General features: G+C 73.4%; 13 protein-coding genes. 6 read left to right on the top strand and 7 right to left on the bottom strand.

Annotation, left to right across the window (positions count from 1 at the left end; genetic code table 11):
* Positions 1–215 precede the first annotated feature (215 nt).
* Positions 216–7,718: a type I polyketide synthase gene (locus tag IE251_RS34915; protein WP_189756960.1), complete on the top strand. Its 7,503-nt coding sequence runs from the start codon at positions 216–218 to the stop codon at positions 7,716–7,718.
* Between the two features lie 131 nt (positions 7,719–7,849).
* On the opposite strand, the gene IE251_RS34910 is transcribed toward IE251_RS34915, so the two are convergent.
* Genes IE251_RS34910 through IE251_RS34890 form a run of 5 tightly spaced genes read right to left on the bottom strand, consistent with a single transcriptional unit; the run spans position 7,850 to position 12,675 of the window.
* Positions 7,850–8,971 carry a DegT/DnrJ/EryC1/StrS family aminotransferase gene (locus IE251_RS34910; protein WP_189756959.1) on the bottom strand — a complete coding sequence of 374 codons (1,122 nt, stop codon included), beginning with the start codon at positions 8,969–8,971 and terminating at the stop codon, positions 7,850–7,852.
* 7 nt (positions 8,972–8,978) lie between these two features.
* The gene (locus IE251_RS34905) at positions 8,979–9,980 is read right to left on the bottom strand and encodes an NAD-dependent epimerase/dehydratase family protein (protein ID WP_229897061.1); all 1,002 of its coding nucleotides are present in this window, start codon (positions 9,978–9,980) and stop codon (positions 8,979–8,981) included.
* Positions 9,974–11,221 carry a cytochrome P450 gene (locus IE251_RS34900; RefSeq protein ID WP_189756958.1) on the bottom strand — a complete coding sequence of 416 codons (1,248 nt, stop codon included), beginning with the start codon at positions 11,219–11,221 and terminating at the stop codon, positions 9,974–9,976. Before IE251_RS34900 ends, IE251_RS34905 begins: the two co-directional genes overlap by 7 nt.
* Positions 11,222–11,276: 55 nt before the next feature.
* Positions 11,277–11,894, bottom strand: coding sequence for a dTDP-4-dehydrorhamnose 3,5-epimerase family protein (locus IE251_RS34895; RefSeq protein WP_189756957.1), 618 nt, complete (start codon positions 11,892–11,894; stop codon positions 11,277–11,279).
* A 10-nt stretch (positions 11,895–11,904) separates the two neighbouring features.
* Entirely contained in the window at positions 11,905–12,675 is a 771-nt protein-coding gene (locus tag IE251_RS34890; protein WP_229897060.1) for a TylF/MycF family methyltransferase, read from the bottom strand.
* A gap of 328 nt (positions 12,676–13,003) precedes the next feature.
* Here IE251_RS34890 and IE251_RS34885 point away from each other — a divergent pair, with 328 nt between their 5' ends.
* From IE251_RS34885 to IE251_RS34865, 5 genes are all read left to right on the top strand, one after another.
* Positions 13,004–14,215 carry a cytochrome P450 gene (locus IE251_RS34885; RefSeq protein ID WP_229897059.1) on the top strand — a complete coding sequence of 404 codons (1,212 nt, stop codon included), beginning with the start codon at positions 13,004–13,006 and terminating at the stop codon, positions 14,213–14,215.
* 39 nt (positions 14,216–14,254) lie between these two features.
* A complete protein-coding gene (locus IE251_RS34880; RefSeq protein WP_189756955.1) occupies positions 14,255–14,494 on the top strand; it encodes a ferredoxin in 240 nt (79 codons plus the stop codon).
* Positions 14,491–15,486 (top strand): NAD-dependent epimerase/dehydratase family protein, encoded by a 996-nt coding sequence (locus IE251_RS34875; protein WP_189756954.1) that lies wholly within the window; start codon positions 14,491–14,493, stop codon positions 15,484–15,486. The genes IE251_RS34880 and IE251_RS34875 overlap by 4 nt, the downstream gene beginning before the upstream one ends.
* A 136-nt stretch (positions 15,487–15,622) precedes the next feature.
* The gene (locus tag IE251_RS34870; protein ID WP_189756953.1) at positions 15,623–16,810 is read left to right on the top strand and encodes a class I SAM-dependent methyltransferase; all 1,188 of its coding nucleotides are present in this window, start codon (positions 15,623–15,625) and stop codon (positions 16,808–16,810) included.
* 58 nt (positions 16,811–16,868) lie between these two features.
* Positions 16,869–18,137: a glycosyltransferase gene (locus tag IE251_RS34865; RefSeq protein WP_189756952.1), complete on the top strand. Its 1,269-nt coding sequence runs from the start codon at positions 16,869–16,871 to the stop codon at positions 18,135–18,137.
* Between the two features lie 31 nt (positions 18,138–18,168).
* Here IE251_RS34865 and IE251_RS34860 read toward each other — a convergent pair whose 3' ends face one another.
* The gene (locus IE251_RS34860) at positions 18,169–19,020 is read right to left on the bottom strand and encodes a putative RNA methyltransferase (RefSeq protein ID WP_189756951.1); all 852 of its coding nucleotides are present in this window, start codon (positions 19,018–19,020) and stop codon (positions 18,169–18,171) included.
* A gap of 102 nt (positions 19,021–19,122) precedes the next feature.
* A complete protein-coding gene (locus IE251_RS41955) occupies positions 19,123–21,486 on the bottom strand; it encodes an alpha/beta fold hydrolase (protein WP_307784813.1) in 2,364 nt (787 codons plus the stop codon).
* Positions 21,487–21,531 lie beyond the last annotated feature (45 nt).

Here is a 21,531-nt window from a genome sequence, read left to right as displayed (position 1 = left end):
TGTCGCTTCCGTGGTCCCGCCCACCGGGGGGCTACCCGCCGCCATCAGGGACCAAGCGCCTCCCGACTCGCCCGAGGTAACGCTCGAACTCCCGTCTTCCTCTTGGGATGTTGATGAGCTCGTCCCTATAGTGAGGGTATGTCCCTGGTCGCCTGCCAGGTCTCCGCGGTCCCGCCCGGCCGCAGTCGCCCGAGCAGCCAGCCAAGGGGAGACCCATGCCGCGCACTTCTCCGTACCCGTCCCCGCCCACTCCTTCCGGTGACGCCATCGCCATTGTCGGCGTCGCCTGCCGACTGCCCGCAGGCATCGACACCCTCGACGCGCTGTGGCCGGTTCTCGTCGAGGGCAGGGACCTGACCGGTCCCGTGCCACCCGACCGCTTCGACGCGAGCAGATGGCTGGACCCCGACCCACGGCGCCCCGGGAAGACGTATGTCGCGAAGGGCGGTTTCCTCGCGGATGTCCAGGGGTTCGACGCCGAGTACTTCAACATGTCCCCGCGCGAGGCCGCGAGGCTGGACCCGCTGCAGCGCATGCTCCTCGAAATGGCCGTGGAGGCCGTCGACGACGCCGGACACCCTGCCGCCCGCCTGGCAGGCTCCGACACGGCCGTGTACGTCGGGGTCTCCGACCACAGTTTCGCCCACCTGCAAGGGCTCGACCCGATCAGCGTCGACGCCCACACCATGACGGGCGGTGCCACCGCCAACACCGCCAACCGCGTCTCGTACGTCCTGGACCTGCGTGGGCCCAGCCTGGCCGTGGACACCGCCTGCTCGTCGGCGCTGGTGGCCCTGCACCACGCCTGTGAGGCACTGCGTCACGGCCGCTGCGGCGCGGCGCTGGCCGGTGGAGCGAACGTGCTTCTCGGTCCCCCCGGGTTCGTGGGCTTCGCCAAGGCTTCGATGCTCTCTCCCGCCGGCCGCTGCCGGCCCTTCTCCGCCGACGCCGACGGGTACGTACGCGCGGAGGGCGGCGGACTCGTCCTCCTCAAACCGCTCACCCGCGCGCTCGCGGACGGCGACCGTGTGCACGCCGTGATCCTGGGCAGCGGCGTCAACAACGACGGACACACACCGGGCCTGACGATGCCCAGTGCCGAGGCACAGGAAGCGCTGCTGCGCGAGGTGTACGCGGCCTCGGGGGTGTCCCCCGACGAGGTGGCCTATCTGGAGATGCACGGGACCGGTACGCCCGTGGGCGACCCGGTGGAGTGCCAGGCGGTGGGCCGGGCCCTGGGACGCGGCCGGCCGGCGGACTCACCCCTGCCGGTGGGCTCGGTCAAGGGTCTGCTGGGGCACCTCGAGCCCGCCTCGGGCATGGCCGGCCTGTGCAAGGCACTGCTGATGCTGCGTCACCGCCGGGTACCGGCGAGCCCGTACGCCCGCCCGCTCAGCGAGGCCATCGACTTCGAGGGCCTGCGCCTGGCGCCGGCCCTGGAGAGCGGGCCGCTGCGGTCCGGCGGCCCCGGCGGGCGGGCCGTGATCGGAATCAACTCCTTCGGGTTCGGCGGGACCAACGCCCATGTCGTCCTCGCCGGCCCGCCGGCGCAGCCCCCGGACTCCTCTCCGGACGGCGCCTCGCGGCTGCCGGTGCTGGTGTCCGCCCGTACCCCCGGCGCTGCCGCCGAAGCGGCCCGGCGCATGGCCGGGCGCCTGCGGCAGTGCCCGCCGGAGGAGTACTACCACCTGGCTTCCACGTCCTTCCTGCGGCGCGGACGGTATCAGCACCGCGCGGTCGTGCTGGCCGCCGGACCGCAGGAGGCCGCGGCGGAGTTCGACAACCTCGTCGGAGGCGGGCCGGACGCGGCCGGTGCCTTCGCGGAGGAGGCCGACGGCGCCACGGTCGCCCTGGCGTTCCCCGGGAACGGCGCGCAGTGGGCGGGCATGGGCCGGGACCTGCTGGCGGAGGAACCGGCGTTCCGCGCGGGCGTCGCGGAGGCCGACGAGGCCCTGCGGCCGCTGCTCGGCTGGTCGGTGCTGCGGGAGCTGGCCGCGGACGCGGGCGACCGACGCCCGGACACCACCGACGTGGCCCAGCCCCTGCTCTTCGCCGTGCAGGTGGGTCTGGTGTCCGTGCTGCGTTCCCACGGCGTCCGGCCGGCGGGGGTGGTGGGGCACAGCGCGGGTGAGATGGCCGCGGCCTGGACCGCCGGCGTCCTGGACCTGGACGCGGCCGCCCGGGTGGTCGTGGCACGCTCGCGGGCCCAGGCGTCGACCGAGGGCGACTGGGGCATGGCCGCCGTCGGAGCGGATGCCGAACGGGTCGAGGAGTGGCTCGTGCCGTACGAGGGCCGTCTGGAGATCGCCGGGGTGAACAGCCCGCGCGACGTCACCGTCAGCGGTGACCGGGCCGCCGTGGCCGATCTCGGGGACAGGCTGCGGCGGGAGGACGTCTTCTTCCAGGACCTGGGCCTGCGCTACGCCTTCCACAGCCGCGCCATGGACCCGCTGAAGGAGGAACTGCTCGACGCCCTCGTCGGGCTGAAAGGCCGCCGGGCCCATCTGCGATACGCCTCCGCCACCACCGGGGCCCTGCTGACCGGCACCGAGCTGGACGCCGGTTACTGGTGGCGCAATCTGCGGCAGCCGGTGCTGTTCGGCGCCGCGGCCGGCGCGCTGCGGGAGACGGGCTGCTCGTTCTTCGTCGAGGTCGGCCCGCACCCGGTGCTCGCCGGTTGCCTGCGCCGCACGGCGGGGGAGGGGCAGCAGCGGCCCGTCGTGGTGCCGATGATGCGCCGGGACGCCCCGGGCCCGGCGGGTGTCCGCGCGTGTCTCTCCCATGTGCTGGCCGCAGGCGCGTGCGCCGACCCCACTGTCTTCTTCCCGCGCCCGGGGCGCGTGGTGGACCTGCCCGGATACCCCTGGCAGCGCGAACGGCACTGGAACGGCGACCCCGCGCTGTGGCAGCGGGGCCACGGTGACGGGACGATCGACCATCCGCTGCTCGGTGAGCGCGCGGCGGTCGCCGATCCCACCTGGCACGGCCCCTTCGAACCGGGCCGGGTGCCCTGGCTGGCCGACCACAAGGTCGGCGACGCCGCCGTGATGCCCGCCGCCGGTCTGATCGAGATGGCCCTCGCCGCAGGACGGCGCGTGCACGACGGCCCCGTGGAGATCACCCACCTGAGCATCCCGCAGGCCCTCGTCCTGCCCTTCGACGCCACCGAAGAGAACGTGGAGATCCAGACGTGGCTGTCGCGCGAGGACGGCATCCTGCGGATCGCCTCCCGCACCGGCCGCGAGGAGAGCTGGCGGCACCACGCACGGGGCCGCGTCAGGCGGCTGTACGCGGCACTGCCGGCCACGCTCGACGTCGAGGGCATCGCCGGGGCGCTGCCCCGGTCCAAGCCACCCGAGGAACTGTACGCGGACGCGGAGCGCAGCGGCCTGCGCTACGGCCCCGCCTTCCGCGTGATGGACGACCTCCGCTTCGACGGCACCCGGGTGCTGATGCGCTACACGGGCACGACCGGCACCGCCTCCGTCTACGAAGCACATCCGGCGCTCCTGGACGGCGCGTTGCAGGCAGCCTCCCCCGTCGTGCAGGAGCACGTGCCCCGCAACGCCCGGTACCTGCCGGTGGCCTTCGACCGCATCCGTGCCTGGCGCCGCGTCTCCTCCGGCGGCCACGTCCTGGTGGCGGTGCACTCCGTCTCCGGGCACGAGGTGCTGTTCGACGCGACGGTGGTGGCCCCGGGCGGGCTGGTCTGCGTCACCATGGAGGGATGCCGGATGCGCCGGTTCGACGAGACCGGCCCCGCGGCGGCTCCGTACCTGACGACGGTGATGCGGGCGGCACCCCGGGCCGGGCAGACGCTTCCAGCGGGTCCTCCGGCCCCGTTGCCGGGGACCATCGCGCGCCGGTGCGCGGGCGAGCTGCGCCGCGCCACGGCCGCATGGCGGCGGGACGACGATCCGGGTTTCCCCGCGGTGATCCGTGAGCTGACGGCGCACTTCACCGCGCGGTCCGTCCGGGACCTGCTGCACGAGGCCGGACACGGCGAACGCCCCTTCACCGTCCCGGAACTCGTCCGCGCGGGAGCCATGGCGCAGTACACCAAGCTGCTCGGCGCACTGCTGCCCAACGCGCGGGCCCACGGCCTGGCCGAGCCGGTGCCGGACGGAGCGGACGGCGCCTGGCGACTGGTGGGAACGGCATGCCCCGAGGAACGCTTCCGCACCGCGATCGCCCGGCCGTCCGGACGCGCCGTGGACCTGGCACTGCTGGGCCGGTGCGCGAAGCGGCTGACGGCCCTCCTGCGCGGCGACCGCGACCCGGCGGAACAGCTCCTGTCCGAGGCCAACCGGTACCTGCTGGAGGAGTTCTACACGAGCGGCGGGCTGACGACGTTCCCCAACCGGGCGGCCCGCGCCGCCGTGCGCGCACTGGTGCGCGACTGGCCGGCCGACCGTCCGCTGCGCGTCCTGGAGGTCGGTGCCGGAACCGGCGGTACGACCGCCTTCCTGCTGCCGGAACTGCCACCCGACCGCACGCGGTACATGTTCACCGACGTGTCGTCGGCGTTCTTCCCCCGCGCCCGCAAGCGCTTCGGCGCCTACGACTTCGTCGACCACCACACGCTCGACCTCGACCGCGATCCGGTCGAGCAGGGTTTCGTGGAAGCCGCCTACGACCTGGTGGTGGCGAGCAACGCCCTGCATGCCGCCGGCGACCTCCGCGCCGCTCTCGGCCGGGTGAGCCGACTGCTGGCCGACGACGGCCTGCTGCTGGCCGTGGAGGCACACACGACGGCCGACCTGGCGCTGGTCTTCGGGCTGCTGCCCGGCTTCTGGAATCAGCAGGACACCGGGCTGCGCCCGGACGGGCCGTTGCTGACCGGCGAGGGCTGGCGGCGGCTGCTGACCGAGGAGGGCTTCTCGGACATCATCCGGCTGGCCCCGCCGGACGGTCCGCGCGAGGACGAGTTCTCCACTCTGCTGGCCCGGCGGACCTCACGCCCGGCCCCGGCGCCCCCGCCCGCTTCCACTTCGGCTGGTACGGAGCCGGGCTGGATCATCGTGGCCGAGCCGTCCCGCGGCACCCTGGCGTCCGCCTTGGCGCACCGACTCGCGCCGGGCGGCGGGCCGCACGTGTGTGTCGTGCCGCCGACGGGCGACGACGAGCGCTGGACGACGCTCCTGGCCGGACAGCCGGAGCCCGCCACGGTCGTGTTCCTGCTGGGGGAGGACGGGGCGGAGGGTGCCGCGGGCGCCCGGCGGCTGGAGACGGAACGGGCCCTGGAGCACGCAGCGGTCCTGCGCGGCGTGGCACGGGCCGCCCACCGCCGTACGGAGGCGGGGGAGGTGGCCGAGGTCCGGCTGTGGATCGTCACACCGCCGTCCGGAGCCCTGCCCGCACCCGAACGCCCGCTCCACCCCACGGCGGCCTATGCCTGGGGGATGGCCCGCAGCCTCGGCAACGACTACCCCGACCTGAAGGTCCGGCGGGTCTCCCTCGACGCCACCGATCCGGACAGCGACGCCGAACGGCTGGCCGCAGAGCTGACCGACCCCGGCCCGGAGGACGAAATCCTGCTGACCAGGTCAGGTCGGTTCGTACCCCGCGTCCGGCAGACGACGGACCTCTCCCAGCCCCTGCGGGCCGGCACCGCGTCCTCCTACGCCCTGCGGCTGCGCGACCCGGGCCGCTCCTACCGGCTCGCCTGGTCACCGGCGCCCGTACCGGCAGCCGGACCGGACGACCTGCTCATCGCCGTGCGGGCCGCCGCCCTCAACTACCGGGACGCGCTCCAGGCAGTGGGCGCGATGCCCTTCGACCAGCGGCAGCACGACACCGGCGGGCGAGAATTCGCCCTGGGCATGGAGTGCGCGGGCACGGTCGTCGCCGTGGGCGCCCGTGTCACCGGCTTCGCCCCCGGAGACCGGGTCATGGCGTTCGGCGGCACGACGTTCCGCTCCCACGTGGCGGTCCCGGCGGCCTTCGCCGCCCGCATCCCCGACCACCTGGGCTTCTGCCCGGCGGCCACGCTGCCGACCGTCTTCCTCACCGTCCACCACGCCCTGCACCACCTGGCGCGGCTGGCTTCCGGGGAGACCGTCCTGGTGCACGGCGCCGCGGGAGGCGTGGGACTGGCGGCCCTGCGGTACGCGGAGCACGTCGGCGCCCACGTCGTCGCCACCGCCGGCACGCCGGCCAAGCGCGACCTGCTGCGGCTGCTCGGCGTGCGGCACGTGCTCGACTCACGGTCGCCCGGATTCGCCCAGCGCCTCATGGAGATGACAGGAGGCGACGGCGTGGACGTCGTCCTCAACTCGCTGTCCGGTGAGGCGATGGCGCGCGGACTCGAAGTACTGCGCCCCGGCGGACGCTTCGTGGAACTCGGCAAGCACGACCTGTACGCGGACAGCGGGATGCCGCTGCGTCCGTTCCTGAACAACCTCACCTTCAGTGCCGCCGACCTCGCCGGCCTGGCACACACCCACCCCCAACTGCTGGCGGCGCGGTTCGCCGAGGTCGCCGAGCGGGTGGCAGACGGCGTCTACCGCCCCGTTCCGCACCACGTCTACACCGCCGACCGGGTCTCCGACGCCTTCGAGGCACTGCAGCACTCACGCCACGTGGGCAAGGTGGTGATCTCCCTGGAAGAGGAGCCGGTACTCCGGGACGTGCCGCGGCCGTACGCACCGGACCCACACGGCACCTATCTCATCACCGGCGGCCTCACCGGGTTCGGGGCGGCCACCGCGCGCCGGCTCGCCGACCGTGGTGCCCGGCACCTGGCGCTGGTCGGACGGCGCGGCGCCGACACGCCGGAAGCCCCGGCGCTCCTGCGGTACCTGCGAGAGCGGGGAGTGACGGTGGCCGTGCACGCGGCGGACGTGTCCGACGCCGCGGCCATGAAGGGGGTACTGGACGCCGTCGAGGCGACGGGGCCCCGGCTGCGGGGGGTGCTGCACGCCGCCATGGTCGTCGACGACGCACCCCTCGCCGAGCTGACCACCGGCCGATTGCGGCAGGTCCTGGAGCCCAAGGCCGGCGGCGCGGATGTGCTCGATCGCCTGACCCGAGGCCGCGACCTGGATGTCTTCGTCCTGTACTCGTCGGCCGCCGCCCTGCTGGGCACCGCGCACCAGGCCGGCTACAGCGGCGCCAACCTCTGCCTGGAGGCCCTGGCCCGCTCACGCCGGCAAGCCGGCCTGCCGGCCCTCGCGGTGGCGTGGGGGGCCGTGGACGAGGTCGGTTATGTCGCCCGAGAAGGTATCGGCGACTTCATGAGGCAGTTGGGCCTCGACCCGGTGCCGCCGGGTGACGCGCTGACCGCCCTGGGGGTGCTGGCCGCACGCGGCGACGAGGTCGCGGTCGTCGCCCGCATCGACTGGCGCGTGACCCGGCACGCCTTCGCGACGCTCGGCGCCGCCCGGTTCGACGCGGTGCGGCCGCCAGAGGATTCCGGCGGTACGGGCCGTGCCGCGCTGCTGGAGGCACTGGCCACCGCGTCGCCGGAGGAGGCCCTCGCCCGGGTGACGGAAGTCCTCACCGACAGCCTCTGTCAGGTCCTGCAGACCACCGCCGACCGGGTGCCCGGCGACAGGCGCCTCGACCGGATGGGGCTGGACTCGCTCATGGCGACCGAGCTGCTGGCGATGGCCAACCAGCGGCTGGGCTGCAACCTGTCGGCCGTGGAGATCTTCGACAGCACGACGGTCGACGACCTGGCCCGGCGCTGCCTGCGGCGGCTCAGGCCGGAGCGGTGACACGCCGAGGAGCCCGGTGACGCGCAGACACTCCCGGCCCGTTCGCATCGAGGTACTGCCGCCACCACTGAAGGACGCGGCGCGTCGCCGCGCCGCGTCCCCGGCATGCCTTCGGGGTGTGCGGCGGCGCCTCAGAGCGTGGCCAGTACCTCGTGCAGGGCCGCGATCACCTTGTCCTGTACGTCGGGCGCGAGCCCCGGGTACATCGGCAGCGAGAAGATCTCGTCCGCCAGCCGCTCCGTCACCGGCAGCGAGCCCTTGGCGTACCCCAGGTGCGCGAAGCCCGTCATGGTGTGCACGGGCCACGGGTAACTGATGTTGAGCGAGATCCCGTACGACTTGAGCGCCTCGATGATGTCGTCCCGGCGCGGGTGGCGGACGACGTACACGTAATACACGTGGTCGTTGCCCTCGGTGACGGACGGCAGCACCAGGCCGCCGGGGCCCGTCAGGTTCGCGAGTCCTTCGGCGTAACGCCGGGCGACCGCGCGCCGGCCCTCGATGTAGCGGTCGAGGCGGGTGAGCTTGCGGCGCAGGATCTCCGCCTGCACCTCGTCGAGCCGGCTGTTGTGGCCGGGCGTCTGCACGACGTAGTACACGTCCTCCATGCCGTAGTAGCGCAGCCGGCGCAGCGCACGGTCGACGTCCGCGTCGTCGGTCAGCACGGCCCCGCCGTCGCCGTACGCACCGAGGACCTTCGTCGGGTAGAACGAGAAGGCGGCGGCGTCGCCCAGCGTGCCGGCCAGCTCGCCGTGGTGGCGGGCACCGTGCGCCTGGGCGCAGTCCTCCAGCACCACCAGGCCGTGCTGCTCGGCCAGGGCGCGCAAGGGCGCCATGTCGACGCACTGCCCGTACAGGTGCACCGGCAGCAGGGCCTTCGTGCGCGGGGTGATGACGTCCGCGACCTGGTCGGTGTCCATGAGGTGGTCCTCGGCGCGGACGTCGACGAAGACGGGCGTGGCACCGGTGCCGTCGATGGCCACCACCGTCGGCGCGGCCGTGTTGGAGACGGTGACGACCTCGTCCCCCGGGCCCACCCCGAGCGCCTGCAGACCCAGCTTGACGGCGTTGGTGCCGTTGTCGACACCGGCGCAGTGGCGCAGGCCGTGGTAGTCCGCGAACTCCTTCTCGAACCCGTCCACGCTGGGGCCGAGGACCAACTGCCCGGAGGCGAAGACGGTCTCGACGGCGTCGAGGAGGTCCGCGCGTTCGTTCTGGTATTCCGCCAGGTAGTCCCAGACGTAGGTAGTCACGGAGAGCTCAACCTCCAGAGTGTTTCGATGGGGTGGTGGGAAGCCGGTGCGCGCGGACCAGGTCGTGCCAGCAGTCGCGGACCGACTCCCGCAGCGAACGGCGCGGTGCCCAGCCCAGCAGGGCGCGCGCCGCGCCGGTGTCGACCCGCAGCCAGTCCTCCCGGTGCCCGGGAGCCCGGCCCGGAGCCGGGCGCTCCACCACCCGCGCCGGAATGCCGCTCGCCTCGATGAACAGGCCGACCAGGTCGCGGACGGCGACCGCCTCGCCCCGCCCGATGCCGACGGCGACCGGGACGGCCGGTGCGCGGGCGGCGGCCACGACGGCGTCGGCCACGTCCCGCACATCGACGTAGTCCCGGTGCGCGCGCAGCCGGGACAGTTCCACGACGGCCTCCGCACCCGTCCCGGCGGCCGCCAGCAGCCGCTCGGCGACCTGGCCCAGCAGACTGATCCGCGGGGTGCCGGGGCCCGACACGTTGGACACCCGTAGCACCACACCGTCGACCCACCCGCCCGAGGTGCCCCGCAGCACCGCCTCGCTGGCGGCGAGCTTGCTCCTGCCGTACGCCGTGTCCGGGCGCGGTACGGCGTCGGCGCCCACCGAACCGCCGGGCGTCACCGGGCCGTACTCCAGTACCGAGCCGAGGTGGACCAGCCGCGGCCGCGCGGACATCAGCGCCAGCGCCTCCAGCAGGCGCAGCGTGGGCACCGCGGTGGCGGACCACATCTGCTCGTCGGTACGGCCCCAGATGCTTCCGACGGAGTTGACGATCGTGTCCGGACGCTCCGCGTCCAGGGCGGCGGCCAGCGCCGCGGGATCCGTACCGGCCAGGTCCAGGGTGACGCAGCGGTACGGCATCGGCTCCTCGGGCGGGCGGCGGCCCACCACCACCACGTCACGGCCCCGCGCGGCGAACGCCGCGCACACATGCCGGCCGACGTACCCGGCGCCGCCCAGGACCACGACGCTGCCACTGCCACTGCCGCGCGGCATCGGATCGTTCACCATGTGACGGGCAGTCGCTCCGGCACCCGCAGCAGCAGCCCAGGCTGCCACCGTACGTCCGCCGCGGGGACGGCCAGGCGCAGCCCGGGCAGCCGCCGGGTGAGGACCTCCAGCACCACCTGGATCTCCAGCCGGGCCAGCGGGGCGCCCATGCAGTAGTGGATGCCGTGACCGAAGCCCAGGTGCGGATTGCGCTCCCGGGTGAAATCGAGGCGTTCGGGGCCGGGGAAGACCTCCGGGTCCAGATTGGCGGCAGCCACGGAGGTGAACACGGCCTCCCCGGCACGGATGAGCGTGCCGCCGACCATGACGTCCTCCAGCGCGATCCGCGCGTAACCGTCCACCGTGGTCAGCGGCGTGAACCGGAGCAGCTCCTCCACCGCCCCCTGGATCAGCCCCGGGTCCTCGACCAGCGACGCGTACAGCCGGCGGTCGCGCAGCAGCAGGTACGCGAAGTTCCCGATCTGCGTCGCCGTCGTCTCGTAGCCGCCCACCAGCAGCCCGGCGCCCAGCATGTACAGCTCGTTCTCGGACAGGCGGTCCTCGTCGTCACGCGCCTGGACCATCGCGCCCAGCAGGTCGTCGGTCGGCGACTCGCGCCGCTCCGCGACCAACCGGGCCAGGTAGCCGACGAATTCCTCCCCGGCCCGCCTGACCTCCTCGGGCGGCAGCGCGGTCGACAGCAGGGCGTCCGAGAACCGCTGGAAGACGTGCCGGTCCTCGTAGTCCACCCCGAGCAGCTCGCAGATCACACCGATCGACACGGGCAGCGCCACCGCCTCCAGCAGGTCGGCGGACGACCCCGCGGCGGACATCCCGTCCACGAGCCGGTGCGCGAGGGCGGTGACCGACGGGCGCATCCGCTCCACCCTGCGGTGCGTGAACACGCCGCCCGCCAGCCGGCGCAGCCGGGTGTGTTCGGGCGGGTCCATCGCGACCAGCCCGCCCGGCTCCAGGAGTTGCTCGGTGGGGCGGGGGACGTCCTTGCCCGCGCCCGCCGCCATGCTGAACCGCGGGTCGCCGAGCACCAGTTTCGCGTCGGCGTGCCGGGTCACCATCCAGGCCTCGCCGCCGTACGGCATACGGACTCGCGCCACCGGCTCGCGCTCGCGCAGGTACCCGTACAGGGGGTCCATTCCCAGCCCCGTGGCGGTGCTGAACGGATACGGCCACACGGCCGCGCCGGCCTCGGCCGGGGCAGCGGCCCCGGGGGCCGCGTCGGAGGTGGAACTGTCGGACGTCATGAGCCTTTCCTGCCGTCAGCGGTACGGATCGTGCGCGCGTGCCCGGGCGCCGCCCTCATCCCGGCCCGGGTCCGCCCGCACCACACAGCCGCGCGTGGTGGTCCCGGTAGGCGCGGTAGGAGGGGAGGAGGCCGAGCCGCTCCGCCTCGGCGAGGGTGGGCGCGCCGGCGTCCTGCGCGGAGAGCAGCGGTTCGATCCCGTCCGGCCAGGCGATCGCCAGGCCGGGGTCCAGCGGACTGATCGCGTGGTCGAGCCGCGGGGCGTACCCGCTCGAGCACAGGTAGATGAGCGTGGTGCGGTCCGTCAGCGCGAAGAACGCCCTGCCCAGGCCCGCCGCCACATACACGGCGGTGCGGTTGTGCTCGTCCACGGGCACCGCCTCCCACCGCCCGAACGTGGGCGAGCCGGTGCGGATGTCGACGACCACCTCGATCCCCGCCCCCTGGACGCACGCGCTGTACTTCGCCTGGCCCGGCGGCAGTCGGGTGAAGTGGATCCCGCGCAGCGCCCCGCGCCGGTTCACCGCGACGTTCGCCTGCACCAGCGGCAGCGTGTGCCCGGTGGCACGCCGGAACCGCTCGCCCTGGAACCACTCGTGGAACTCGCCGCGCCGGTCGGGGTGCACCTCGGGTTCCACCACCCAGGCACCCTCGATGCCGAGCGGGCGTGGCACGCCCCTCTCCTCAGCCACCGTTGCGCCAGTAGGCACCCTGCCGGTCCACCTGGTGGATCTCGTCGTCGATGCCCATGCGGTCGCGGAAGTCGTGCACGGCCTGCCGGCAGGCCGGGATGCAGTAGTCGTCGACGATGACGTACCCGCCCGGCGACAGCTTCCCGTACAGGTGGGTCAGCACGTCCATGGTGGCGCCGTACGAGTCACCGTCCAGGCGCATGACGGCGAGCCGCTCGACCGGCGCCGTCGGCATCGTGTCCTTGAACCACCCCGGCAGGAACCGGACCTGGTCGTCCAGCAGGCCGTAGCGGGCGAAGTTCTCGCGCACGGTGTCCAGGCCGGTGGGCAGGCTCACCGCGTCGTTGTACTGGTGGAGGTCCATCTCGACGTCCATGGGGTGGTCGTCGGACTCCGTCTTGGGGAACCCCTGGAAGGAGTCGGCGACCCACACCGTGCGGTCCGTCACGCCGTGCGCCTTCAGCACCCCGCGCGCGAAGATGCAGGCGCCGCCGCGCCACACACCTGTCTCGATGACGTCACCCGGCACACCGTCCCGCAGCACGTCCTCGACGCACTGGTGCAGGTTGTCCAGCCGCTTCATGCCGATCATGGTGTGCGCGACCACCGGGTAGTCCTCACCGCTCTCGCGGGCCTCCCGGTCGAAACGGGGATCCGTGATGAGGCCCGCGGCATGCGTCGGGTCCTCGTATATCATATTGGTGACGACCTTCTTCAGCAGGGCGAGATACAGATCTCGGCCGTCCGCGGTGGCGACTGTCAAAGGGATCCTCCAGCGAGGCGGGAGCACCGGTGCCTGACGGGTGCCCATGAGGCCTTCGACGCTAGGGACAGTGGACGGTGGAACGCCACTCACCCGCGGATCCGTATGTCAGGTCGGCCATCGGCCCTGACCAGCCCCCCGGCACGGCGCGCGCCGGCGCGACCGCCCGGCCTCGGCGTGCCCTTCCGGAGGCCCGGGGCCGGCGCCGCGCGACCTGACGAAGATCGACGGACCTTCCTTGCCGGTCGTCGCGGCACCGTGCTTCGTTGAGCGGGACGCGGCGGGCTGTGCGCGCCGTACCGGTTGCCGAAGACGTAAGGGGAATCCGTTGCCCACAGCACGTGCCGCCGACGCCGAGGCGCAAGCGGAGGTCTCCTGGCCGATGGCCCGCACCTGCCCCTTCCAGCCGCCCGCCCGGTACGCCGAGCTGCGCGCCGCCACCCCCGTCGCCGCCGCCCGCGTCTGGGACGGCTCACGGACCTGGCTCATCACCAGGCACGAGCACATGCGGGCGCTGCTCGCCGACAGCAGGGTCCGGATCGACCCCGCCAGGCTGCCGCGGCTGTCCCCCGCCGACGGCGCGGCCGAGGCGACCCGCTCGCTGCTCACCCTCGACGCCCCCGACCACGGCACCCTGCGCCGTGTCTTCATCCCCGAGTTCACCGTACGCCGGGTCCGCGCCATGCGGCCCGGCGTCGAACGGATCGTGGACGGGCTGCTGGACCGGTTCGACACCCTGGAACGCCCCGCCGACCTGGTCGCCGAACTCGCCCTGCCCATGTCCACCCTGGTCATCTGCGAACTCCTCGGCGTGCCCTACGAGGACCACGCCTTCTTCCAGAGCCGCAGCGAGCGCGCCACCAGGCTCATGGGGGACGACGAATCGGTGACCGCGCTGCTCGAACTGCGCGACTACCTCGACCGGCTCATCACCGCCAAGGCCGAGGCCGGCACACCCGGCGGCGGTGTCATCGGCACCCTCACCCAGGGCCTGCGCAGCGGCGAGCTGACCCACGCGGACGTCCTCGACAACGCCGTGCTGCTGCTCGCCGCCGGACACGAGACGAGCGCCGCGATGACCGCGCTCAGCGTCCTGACCCTCCTCCAACACCCCGACGCGTGGCGGGAACTCACCGAGAACCCGGCCCTCCTGCCCGACGCCGTCGAGGAACTGCTGCGCCACCTCACCGTCGCCGACGGGCTGCGCCGCTCCGCGGCCGAAGACATCGAGCTCGACGGGCACACCATCCGGGCCGGTGACGGCCTGGTCTTCCTGCTGGCCTCCGGCAACCGCGACGAGAAGGTCTTCCCTTCCCCGGACGTCTTCGACATCCACCGCCCGGCCGGCCGGCACGTCGCCTTCGGCTACGGACCCCACCAGTGTCTCGGCCAGAACCTGGCCCGCCTCGAACTGGAGGTCACCCTCGGCGCGGTGCTCCGCCGGCTGCCCGGGCTGCGCCTCGCCACGGACGTCGACGCGCTCCGGGTGAAGGAGGACTCCGCCATCTTCGGGCTCCACGAGCTGCCCGTCACCTGGTGACGGGGCCACGGAAGCCACCGCGAACGAAGGACGCTTGACATGCGTGTACGCATCGCCAGGGACCTGTGCGTCGGCGCCGGCCAGTGCGAACGCTCCGCCCCCGGGGTCTTCGCCCAGGACGACCGCGGCCTGAGCCGGGCTCTCACCGGGACGCCCCCGGCCGAACAGTGGCCCGGCGTCCACGAGGCCGCCGGCCTCTGCCCGGTCGGCGCGGTCCTGGTGGCCGAGGACGGAGCCGCGGACCGGACCGCCCCGGGCGACCGGCGGGAGACGTCATGACGAGCGGCCACTGGGCCGGACGGACCGTGATGGTCACCGGCGCGCTGGGTTTCATCGGTTCCCACTTCGTCGAGCGGCTCGCCACCGAGGGCGCCACCGTGATCGGCCTGCACCGCACCGACCGGCCCGCCATCCGGGAGGAGCTCACCGCCCTGGCCGGCGACCGGCTCCGGCTCGCCCGCGTCGACCTCGGCGACGAGCACGAGACGCGCGCCGCCTTCCGCTACCTGGCCCCGCACGTCGACGCCGTCCTGCACTGCGCCGCCCTGGACGGCAACGCCCGGTACAAACGGGAGCACTCGGCGGAGATCCTCGACGCCAACGTGCGCACCACGGCCCACCTCCTCAACTGTGCCCGCGAGTTCGAGGTGGACAACGTCCTCCTGCTGAGCTCCTCGGAGGTCTACTGCGTACCGCGCAGCGCCCCGGCGTCCGAGGACGAGGACGTCCGCCGCAGCCCGCAGTACACCGAGAACGGCTACGTGCTGTCGAAGATCTTCGGGGAGATCCTCGCCGACCACCACCAACGGCAGTTCGCCACGCGGGTCTTCCGCATCCGTCCGGGCAACGTGTACGGCCCCCGGGACAGCGCGGCCGGCGCCCACAACCGGGTCATCCCCAGCATGGTCGCACGCGCCGCGTCCGGCGAGGAGATCGAGATCTGGGGCGACGGCAGCCAGACCCGGTCCTTCATCCATGTGTCGGACCTGGTGCGCTGCGCGCTGCGGGTGGTCGAGACCGGCAAGTACGACGTGGTGAACGTCGGTTCCGCGGAGGAGGTGTCGATCCTGGAGCTGGCCCGTCTGGTGGCCGCGGCCCTCGGCGTGCCCTCCCGCGTCAGAACCGACCCCGGGCGGCCCGTGGGCGCGGCGGTGCGCAGGATGGACCTCACCAGGATGCGCGAAGTGATCGACTCCGAGCCCCGCTCGCTGCGCGAGGGGCTGCGGGACACCGTGCGCTGGTACCGCGACCACGCGCACCCGCGACCGTGATCCGCCCGGCCCGTCACCGCTCCCTTCCGCCCTTCCGGCCGCCCGCCGACCTCCCACCGCCCGCCGATTCCGTCACCGATTCCCTCACCGACCCGTCACCGATCCCCTCACCGAACCACGACCTGGAAGGCTCTCCGTGGCCGAGAACACCGACCTCTCCCTCGTGCAGGACATCATCCGGGCAGCCGGGGGACACGCCGCCTCCCTGGGCGAACTGACGGAGCGCCACCGGGCCGCCGACGTCGCCAGGGTGCTCATCGACGAGATCTGCTCGCGCTCCCCGGCCCCCGTCAACGAGGAGCCGGTGCTCGTCGAGTTCGTCGTGCGCACGGCCGGCGAGCGGCTGACCCACTGGCTCCGCGCCGTCCAGGGCGCTCCCGTCCGCAGCGTCCCGCGCGGCGAGGAGTTCGTCGCCATGAGGATCGAGTACGACCTGGCCGACCTGGTCCGCGAGCTGTTCGGCCCCTTCCGGGAGCACCCCTCCGGCGTCCGCGGGACCACGCTGTTCCCCTACGCCGGCTCCGACGCCGCCGACCAGATCGGCCCCTACTTCCTTGCCGCCCAGCAGGCGACCGCCACCGTGCTGGCCGGCTGCACCTCCGCCAAGCCGGACCTGAACGAGCTGACCTCCCGCTACCTGACTCCCAAATGGGGATCGCTGCACTGGTTCACCCCTCACTACGACCGGCACTTCAGCCCGTACCGCAACGAAGAGGTGCGGGTCCTGGAGATCGGCATCGGCGGCTACAAGCACCCCGAGTGGGGCGGTGGCTCCCTGCGCATGTGGAAGCACTACTTCCACCGCGGGCTGATCCACGGCCTCGACATCGTCGACAAGTCGCACGCCGACGAACAGCGCATCACCACCGTCATCGGCGACCAGAACGACCCGGACCGCCTCACGGAGATCGCCCGGAAGTACGGCCCCTTCGACATCGTCATCGACGACGGAAGCCACATCAACGAGCACGTCCGAACCTCGTTCCACGCCCTCTTCCCGCACGTGCGCAACGGCGGTCTGTACGTCGTCGAGGATCTGTGGACCGCCTACTGGCCCGGCTTCGGCGGCAACGAGGACCCCGAGCGGAGCGGCCGGACCAGCCTCGGCCTGCTGAAGTCGCTCATCGACAGCCTCCAGCACGAGGAACTGCCGCCCGCGCGGGGCCGCACCGCCGGCTACGCGGACCGCCACGTGACGGGCCTGCACGTCTACCACAACCTCGCCTTCATCGAGAAGGGCACCAACGCCGAGGGCGGCATCCCGCCCTGGATCCCCCGCGACTTCGACTCCCTGGTGGCCGCCTCCTCCGGAGGCGCCGCATGACCCCGCGCACGACGGACCGGCGGCACCGCCCCACCGGTACCGCGCCCCGGAGGACCGCATGCGCATAGCACTGCTCACCATGGGCTCGCGCGGCGACGTGCAGCCCTTCGTCGCCCTGGGCAGCGGCCTGCACGACCGCGGGCACCACGTCGTCCTCGGCGCGCCCGAGGCACTGCGCCCCCTGGTCGAACGGGCGGGCCTGGAACACCGCACCACACCCGGTGACCCGGACGGCTTCTTCACGATGCCGGAGGTGGTGGAGGCACTGCGCCGCGGACCGTCGATGAGGAACCTCGTCAAGGCCCTGCCCAAGGCGCCCGAAGGCTACGACCAGCAGGTGCTGGACGAGATCGAGACCGCGGCACAGGGCGTGGACCTCGTCGTGCACTCGCCGCTGACCGTGGCCGCCGCGTTCGGCACCGCCCGGACACCGTGGCTCTCCGCCTGCTGGTGGCCCAACACGGAGACCACCGCCTTCCCCGCGATCGAGTCCGGCCAGCGCCTGATGGGTCCGCTCACCCCGTACTACAACCACTTCACCCATGTGCGGGCGGCCACCGAGGACTGGCGGTGGCGCGGCCCCGAGATCGACGAGTACCGCGCGCGACGCGGCCTGCCGCCCTTCGGCGCCGACTCCCCCCTGCGCCGCCTCGGCCGGGACCAGCCCCACCTGTACCCCTTCAGCCCCAGCGTCCTGCCGAAGCCCGCCGACTGGCCGGCGCGCTGCCACGTCACCGGCTACTGGTTCCGGGACGAGCCGGGCTGGGAGCCGCCCGCCGGGCTGGAGGACTTCCTCGCCGACGGTACGCCGCCGGTCGCCCTCACCCTCGGCAGCACCTGGCCGGTCCACCGCCAGGAGGCCACCCTGGCGTACGCGCTCGCCGCCGCGCGCGGCGCCCGCCGCCGGCTCGTCGTGGTCGGCGGCCCGGACGGGGCGCTGCCCGACGACGTCTTCCGGCTCGCCGGTGCGGACTACTCCTGGCTGTTCCCCCGGACCGCCGCCGTGATCCACCACGGCGGGTTCGGCACCACGGCCGAGGTGCTGCGCGCCGGAGTGCCCCATGTCATCGTGCCGGTGTTCGCGGACCACCCCTTCTGGGCGGCCCGGCTGCACCGGGCGGGACTCGCCGGCCCGCCGGTGCCCATGCGCCGGATGAACCGCCAGGAACTCGCGGCGAGCGTACGGATGGCGGCGACCGACCCGGCCATGGCCGCACGGGCCCGGCGGCTCGGGGACGCCGTGGCGGCGGAGCGCGGGGTCGACACGGCGTGCGATGTCATCGAGGAGTGGGCCACCGGCAAGGGGATCGCGGCGGCCACCGTCTGAGACCCCCGGCGCGCGGGCAGGTGCGCCGGGGTCACGCCAGCGGACGGTACGCGGTCAGGGTCACGGACAGCGTCACGTCGCAGGGCTCCGGCAGCCGCGCGATCCGCTCCTCCAGCAGGCCACCGTCCTGGTGCCACGCGTTGGGGCCCATCCCCACCAGCTGCGGCAGGGCCTTGTGGTCCAGCGCCATGGTGCCGCGCGCCCGCTCGCGGGCCACCTCCGTGAAGTGCGCGGCGAACCGGTCGGCCAGACGCTCGTCCTTCTGCTCGTCCACCCGCAGCAGTCCGAGGGAGTCCACCAGTTCGCGCAGATGATCCGGCCGCGGCGTCACCACGAGGAGCACGCCCCCGGGGCGCAGGATCCGCCGCAGTTCGGCGGGGTTGCGCGGCGCGAAGACGTTGAGGACCACCGACGCCACCCCGTCGCCGAGCGGCAGCCTGTCCCAGGCGTCGGCCACGACGGCGCTGATACGGGGGTGTGCCCGGGCGGCGCGGCGGGCGGCGAACTTGGAGATGTCGAGCAGGATGCCCTCGGTCCCCGCCAGCTCCGACACCACGTGCGCGTGGTAGTAGCCCGTGCCGCCGCCGATGTCGACGACGCAGCCGGGATCCCCGTCCACCGGCTCCGGAGCCGTCTCTCGGGCCAGCGCGGTCAGGGCCTCGGCGATCGGCGCGTAGTGGCCTCCGGCGAGGAAGTCCGCGCGGGCCGCGACCATGCCGGCGGTGTCCGCGCTGAACTTGACCGCCCCGCGCAGCAGGTTCACGTACCCCTGCTTCGCCACGTCGAAGTCGTGCCCCGAGCCGCACCGCAGGGTGTTGCCGTCCATCGTCATCGTGCCGGAACAGTGAGGACAACGAAGGTACCGCACCGCCTCTTTCCGCATCGTGTCCCCTGGTGCCGCCGTGGTCGTGACAAGAGCCCAGCTTATGCAATACGGCGCGGGCGACGCGCCCCGCCCGTGCGGCGAGCGGGCGCACAAGGCACGTCAGTACAGCGTGTGGGCACACGCCACCAGGGTGCGCAGCTCGATGTTGAGGTAGTTGCCGTGCGCCAGCAGCCCGGTGAGCTGACCGAGCGACAGCCAGGCGAAGTCGTCCGGTGCGTCCTCCGGGAAGTCGTGCGGGACCTCCACGATCACGTAGCGGTTCTGGGCGTGGAAGAAGCGCCCGCCCTCCTCGGACTGGACGGCGTCGTAGCGCACGTCCTGAGGCGGCGCGGACAGCACGTCCTCCAGGTACGGCGGGCCGGGCAGCCCCCGCGGACCGGTGTGCTCCTGTGGCCGGCACTGGACCGTGGGGGCCAGCTCGGCGACGTTCAGGTGCCCGACGTCCACCCGTGCCCGCACGAGCGCGTGCAGCACGCCGTCGACGGACTTGACCAGCAGCGCCATCAGACCCGGCAGCCGCGGCTCGATGAGCGGCTGCGTCCAGGAGGTGACCTCCCGGCTGCTGGCGCTGACCTCGGCGGCCATGACCCGGAAGTGCCGCCCGCTCTCGTGGGCGATCTCGTGCGGCGTGCGGTACCAGCCGTCCGCCGTCACCGTATCGAGCGGCACCCGGTTCTGCACCAGCTCCCGCAGGGCGCGCACACCCGTGAACCACGTCAGGACCTCGGCCGTCGTGTGCCGCGCCGCACCCGGCGAGCCGAAGAAGGAGCGCAGCACGGGGGACGGGGCGGACGCGTCGGCGTCCGCCGTGGGCAGGCAGGCGAGGATGGACCGGGCGTCCATGTTGACCACGTTGTCCAGCATCAGCAGCCGGCGGAGCTGCCCCAGCGTCAGCCAGCGGAAGTCCTCCCCGATGTCGAGGTCGTCGTCCGCCGCCAACTCGACGATCATGTTCCGGTTGCGTTTGGCCAGGAACCAGTCCGCCTGTTCGGACTGGATCGAGTCGACCAGGACACGCGCCCGTCGCGGCCCCATGAACAGGTCCAGATAGCGGATGTCGCGCCCCCGGTGCACCCCGGTGAAGTTGCTCCGGGTGGCCTGCACGGTCGGCGACACCTGAAGAACGTTGACGTTCCCGGGCTCCATCTTGGCCTGCATCAGGAAGTGCAGCACCCCGTCGATCTCCCGCGCCACGATCCCGAGCAGCCCCACCTCCGGCTGCACGATGATGGGCTGCGTCCAGCCCCGCTCGGGCAGCCGGTCCGTACGGACGTGCAGCCCCTCCACGGAGAAGAAACGGCCCGACGCGTGGTGCAGGTTTCCCGTACCCGGGTGGAAGCTCCAGCCGCGCAGCTCCGCGAAGGGAACGCGGGACACGTCGAAGCGCCCCGCCCGCAGGCGTTCGGCCAGCCAGCCGGAGATGCCGTCGAACGGCGTGACCGCACTGTCCGCGGTGCGTGCCGACACCAGCACCCGCCGCGCCGTGTCCACCGGGTCACCGGGCCGGACCGCGTCCGCACGGCGCCGCGCGGCGCCGTGCGGGGCGGGGGCGGATCGCGGCGGTACGGGTTCGCGGGCGGTGTCCGCGGCGGTGCGCGGCGGGACGGGGCCGGTGCTCGTGTCCGCGGCGGTACGCGGTGGGACGGTCCCGGTGGCCGTGTCCGCGGTGGCCGTGCCGGCGAGGGCGTCGCCGATGGTCCGGCACACCTCGTCCATCCGGTCGTTCAGATAGAAGTGACCGCCGGCGAAGGTGTGCAGGGCGAAGGGGCCCGTGGTCAGCTCCCGCCAGGCCCTCGCCTCCTCCAGCGGGACATCGGGATCACGGTCACCGGTGAGCACCGTGACCGGACAGTCCAGCGCACCGCCGGGCACATACGCGTACGTGCCCGCCGCCCGGTAGTCGTTGCGGATCGCCGGCAGGGCCAGCCGCAGCAGCTCCTCGTCCTGGAGGACGGCGTCCTCGGTGCCCTGAAGCGTGGCGATCTCCGCGATCAGCGCGTCGTCGTCGAGGAGGTGGGCGACGTCCCGCCGGCGCACCGTCGGCGCACGGCGGCCCGACACCAGCAGATGGACGGGGGAGGCCTGCCCGGAACCGCGCAGCCGGCGCGCGACCTCGAACGCCACCGTGGCACCCATGCTGTGCCCGAACAGCGCGAGCGGACGGTCGGCCCAGCGCAGGATCTCCGGCACCACCTGGTCCACCAGGCCCGATATGGACGGGATGAACGGCTCGTGCCGGCGGTCCTGGCGGCCCGGGTACTGCACCGCCAGCGCCTCCACGGTCTCGTCCAGTCCGCGTGCCAGGGCGGCGAAGGAGGTCGCGGCGCCACCGGCGTGCGGGAAGCAGACCAGACGCAGTTCCGGATCCCGCACCGGGCGGTAACGGCGGACCCACAGACCCTCGTCCGGGTGTCCGGCCGGCGACGGGGCTCCCGGAACGGGTGGTGCGGAAGGGGTGCTCACGGCGGATCCAGCTCCTCGCGGTCGGGGGGACCGCTGTCGGGGACG

The sequence above is a fragment of the Streptomyces eurythermus genome, from assembly GCF_014649115.1.
Taxonomy (GTDB): Bacteria; Actinomycetota; Actinomycetes; order Streptomycetales; family Streptomycetaceae; genus Streptomyces; species Streptomyces eurythermus.
Note: the sequence above shows the minus strand (reverse complement) of the source record. Positions and strands in the feature narration are given on the sequence as shown.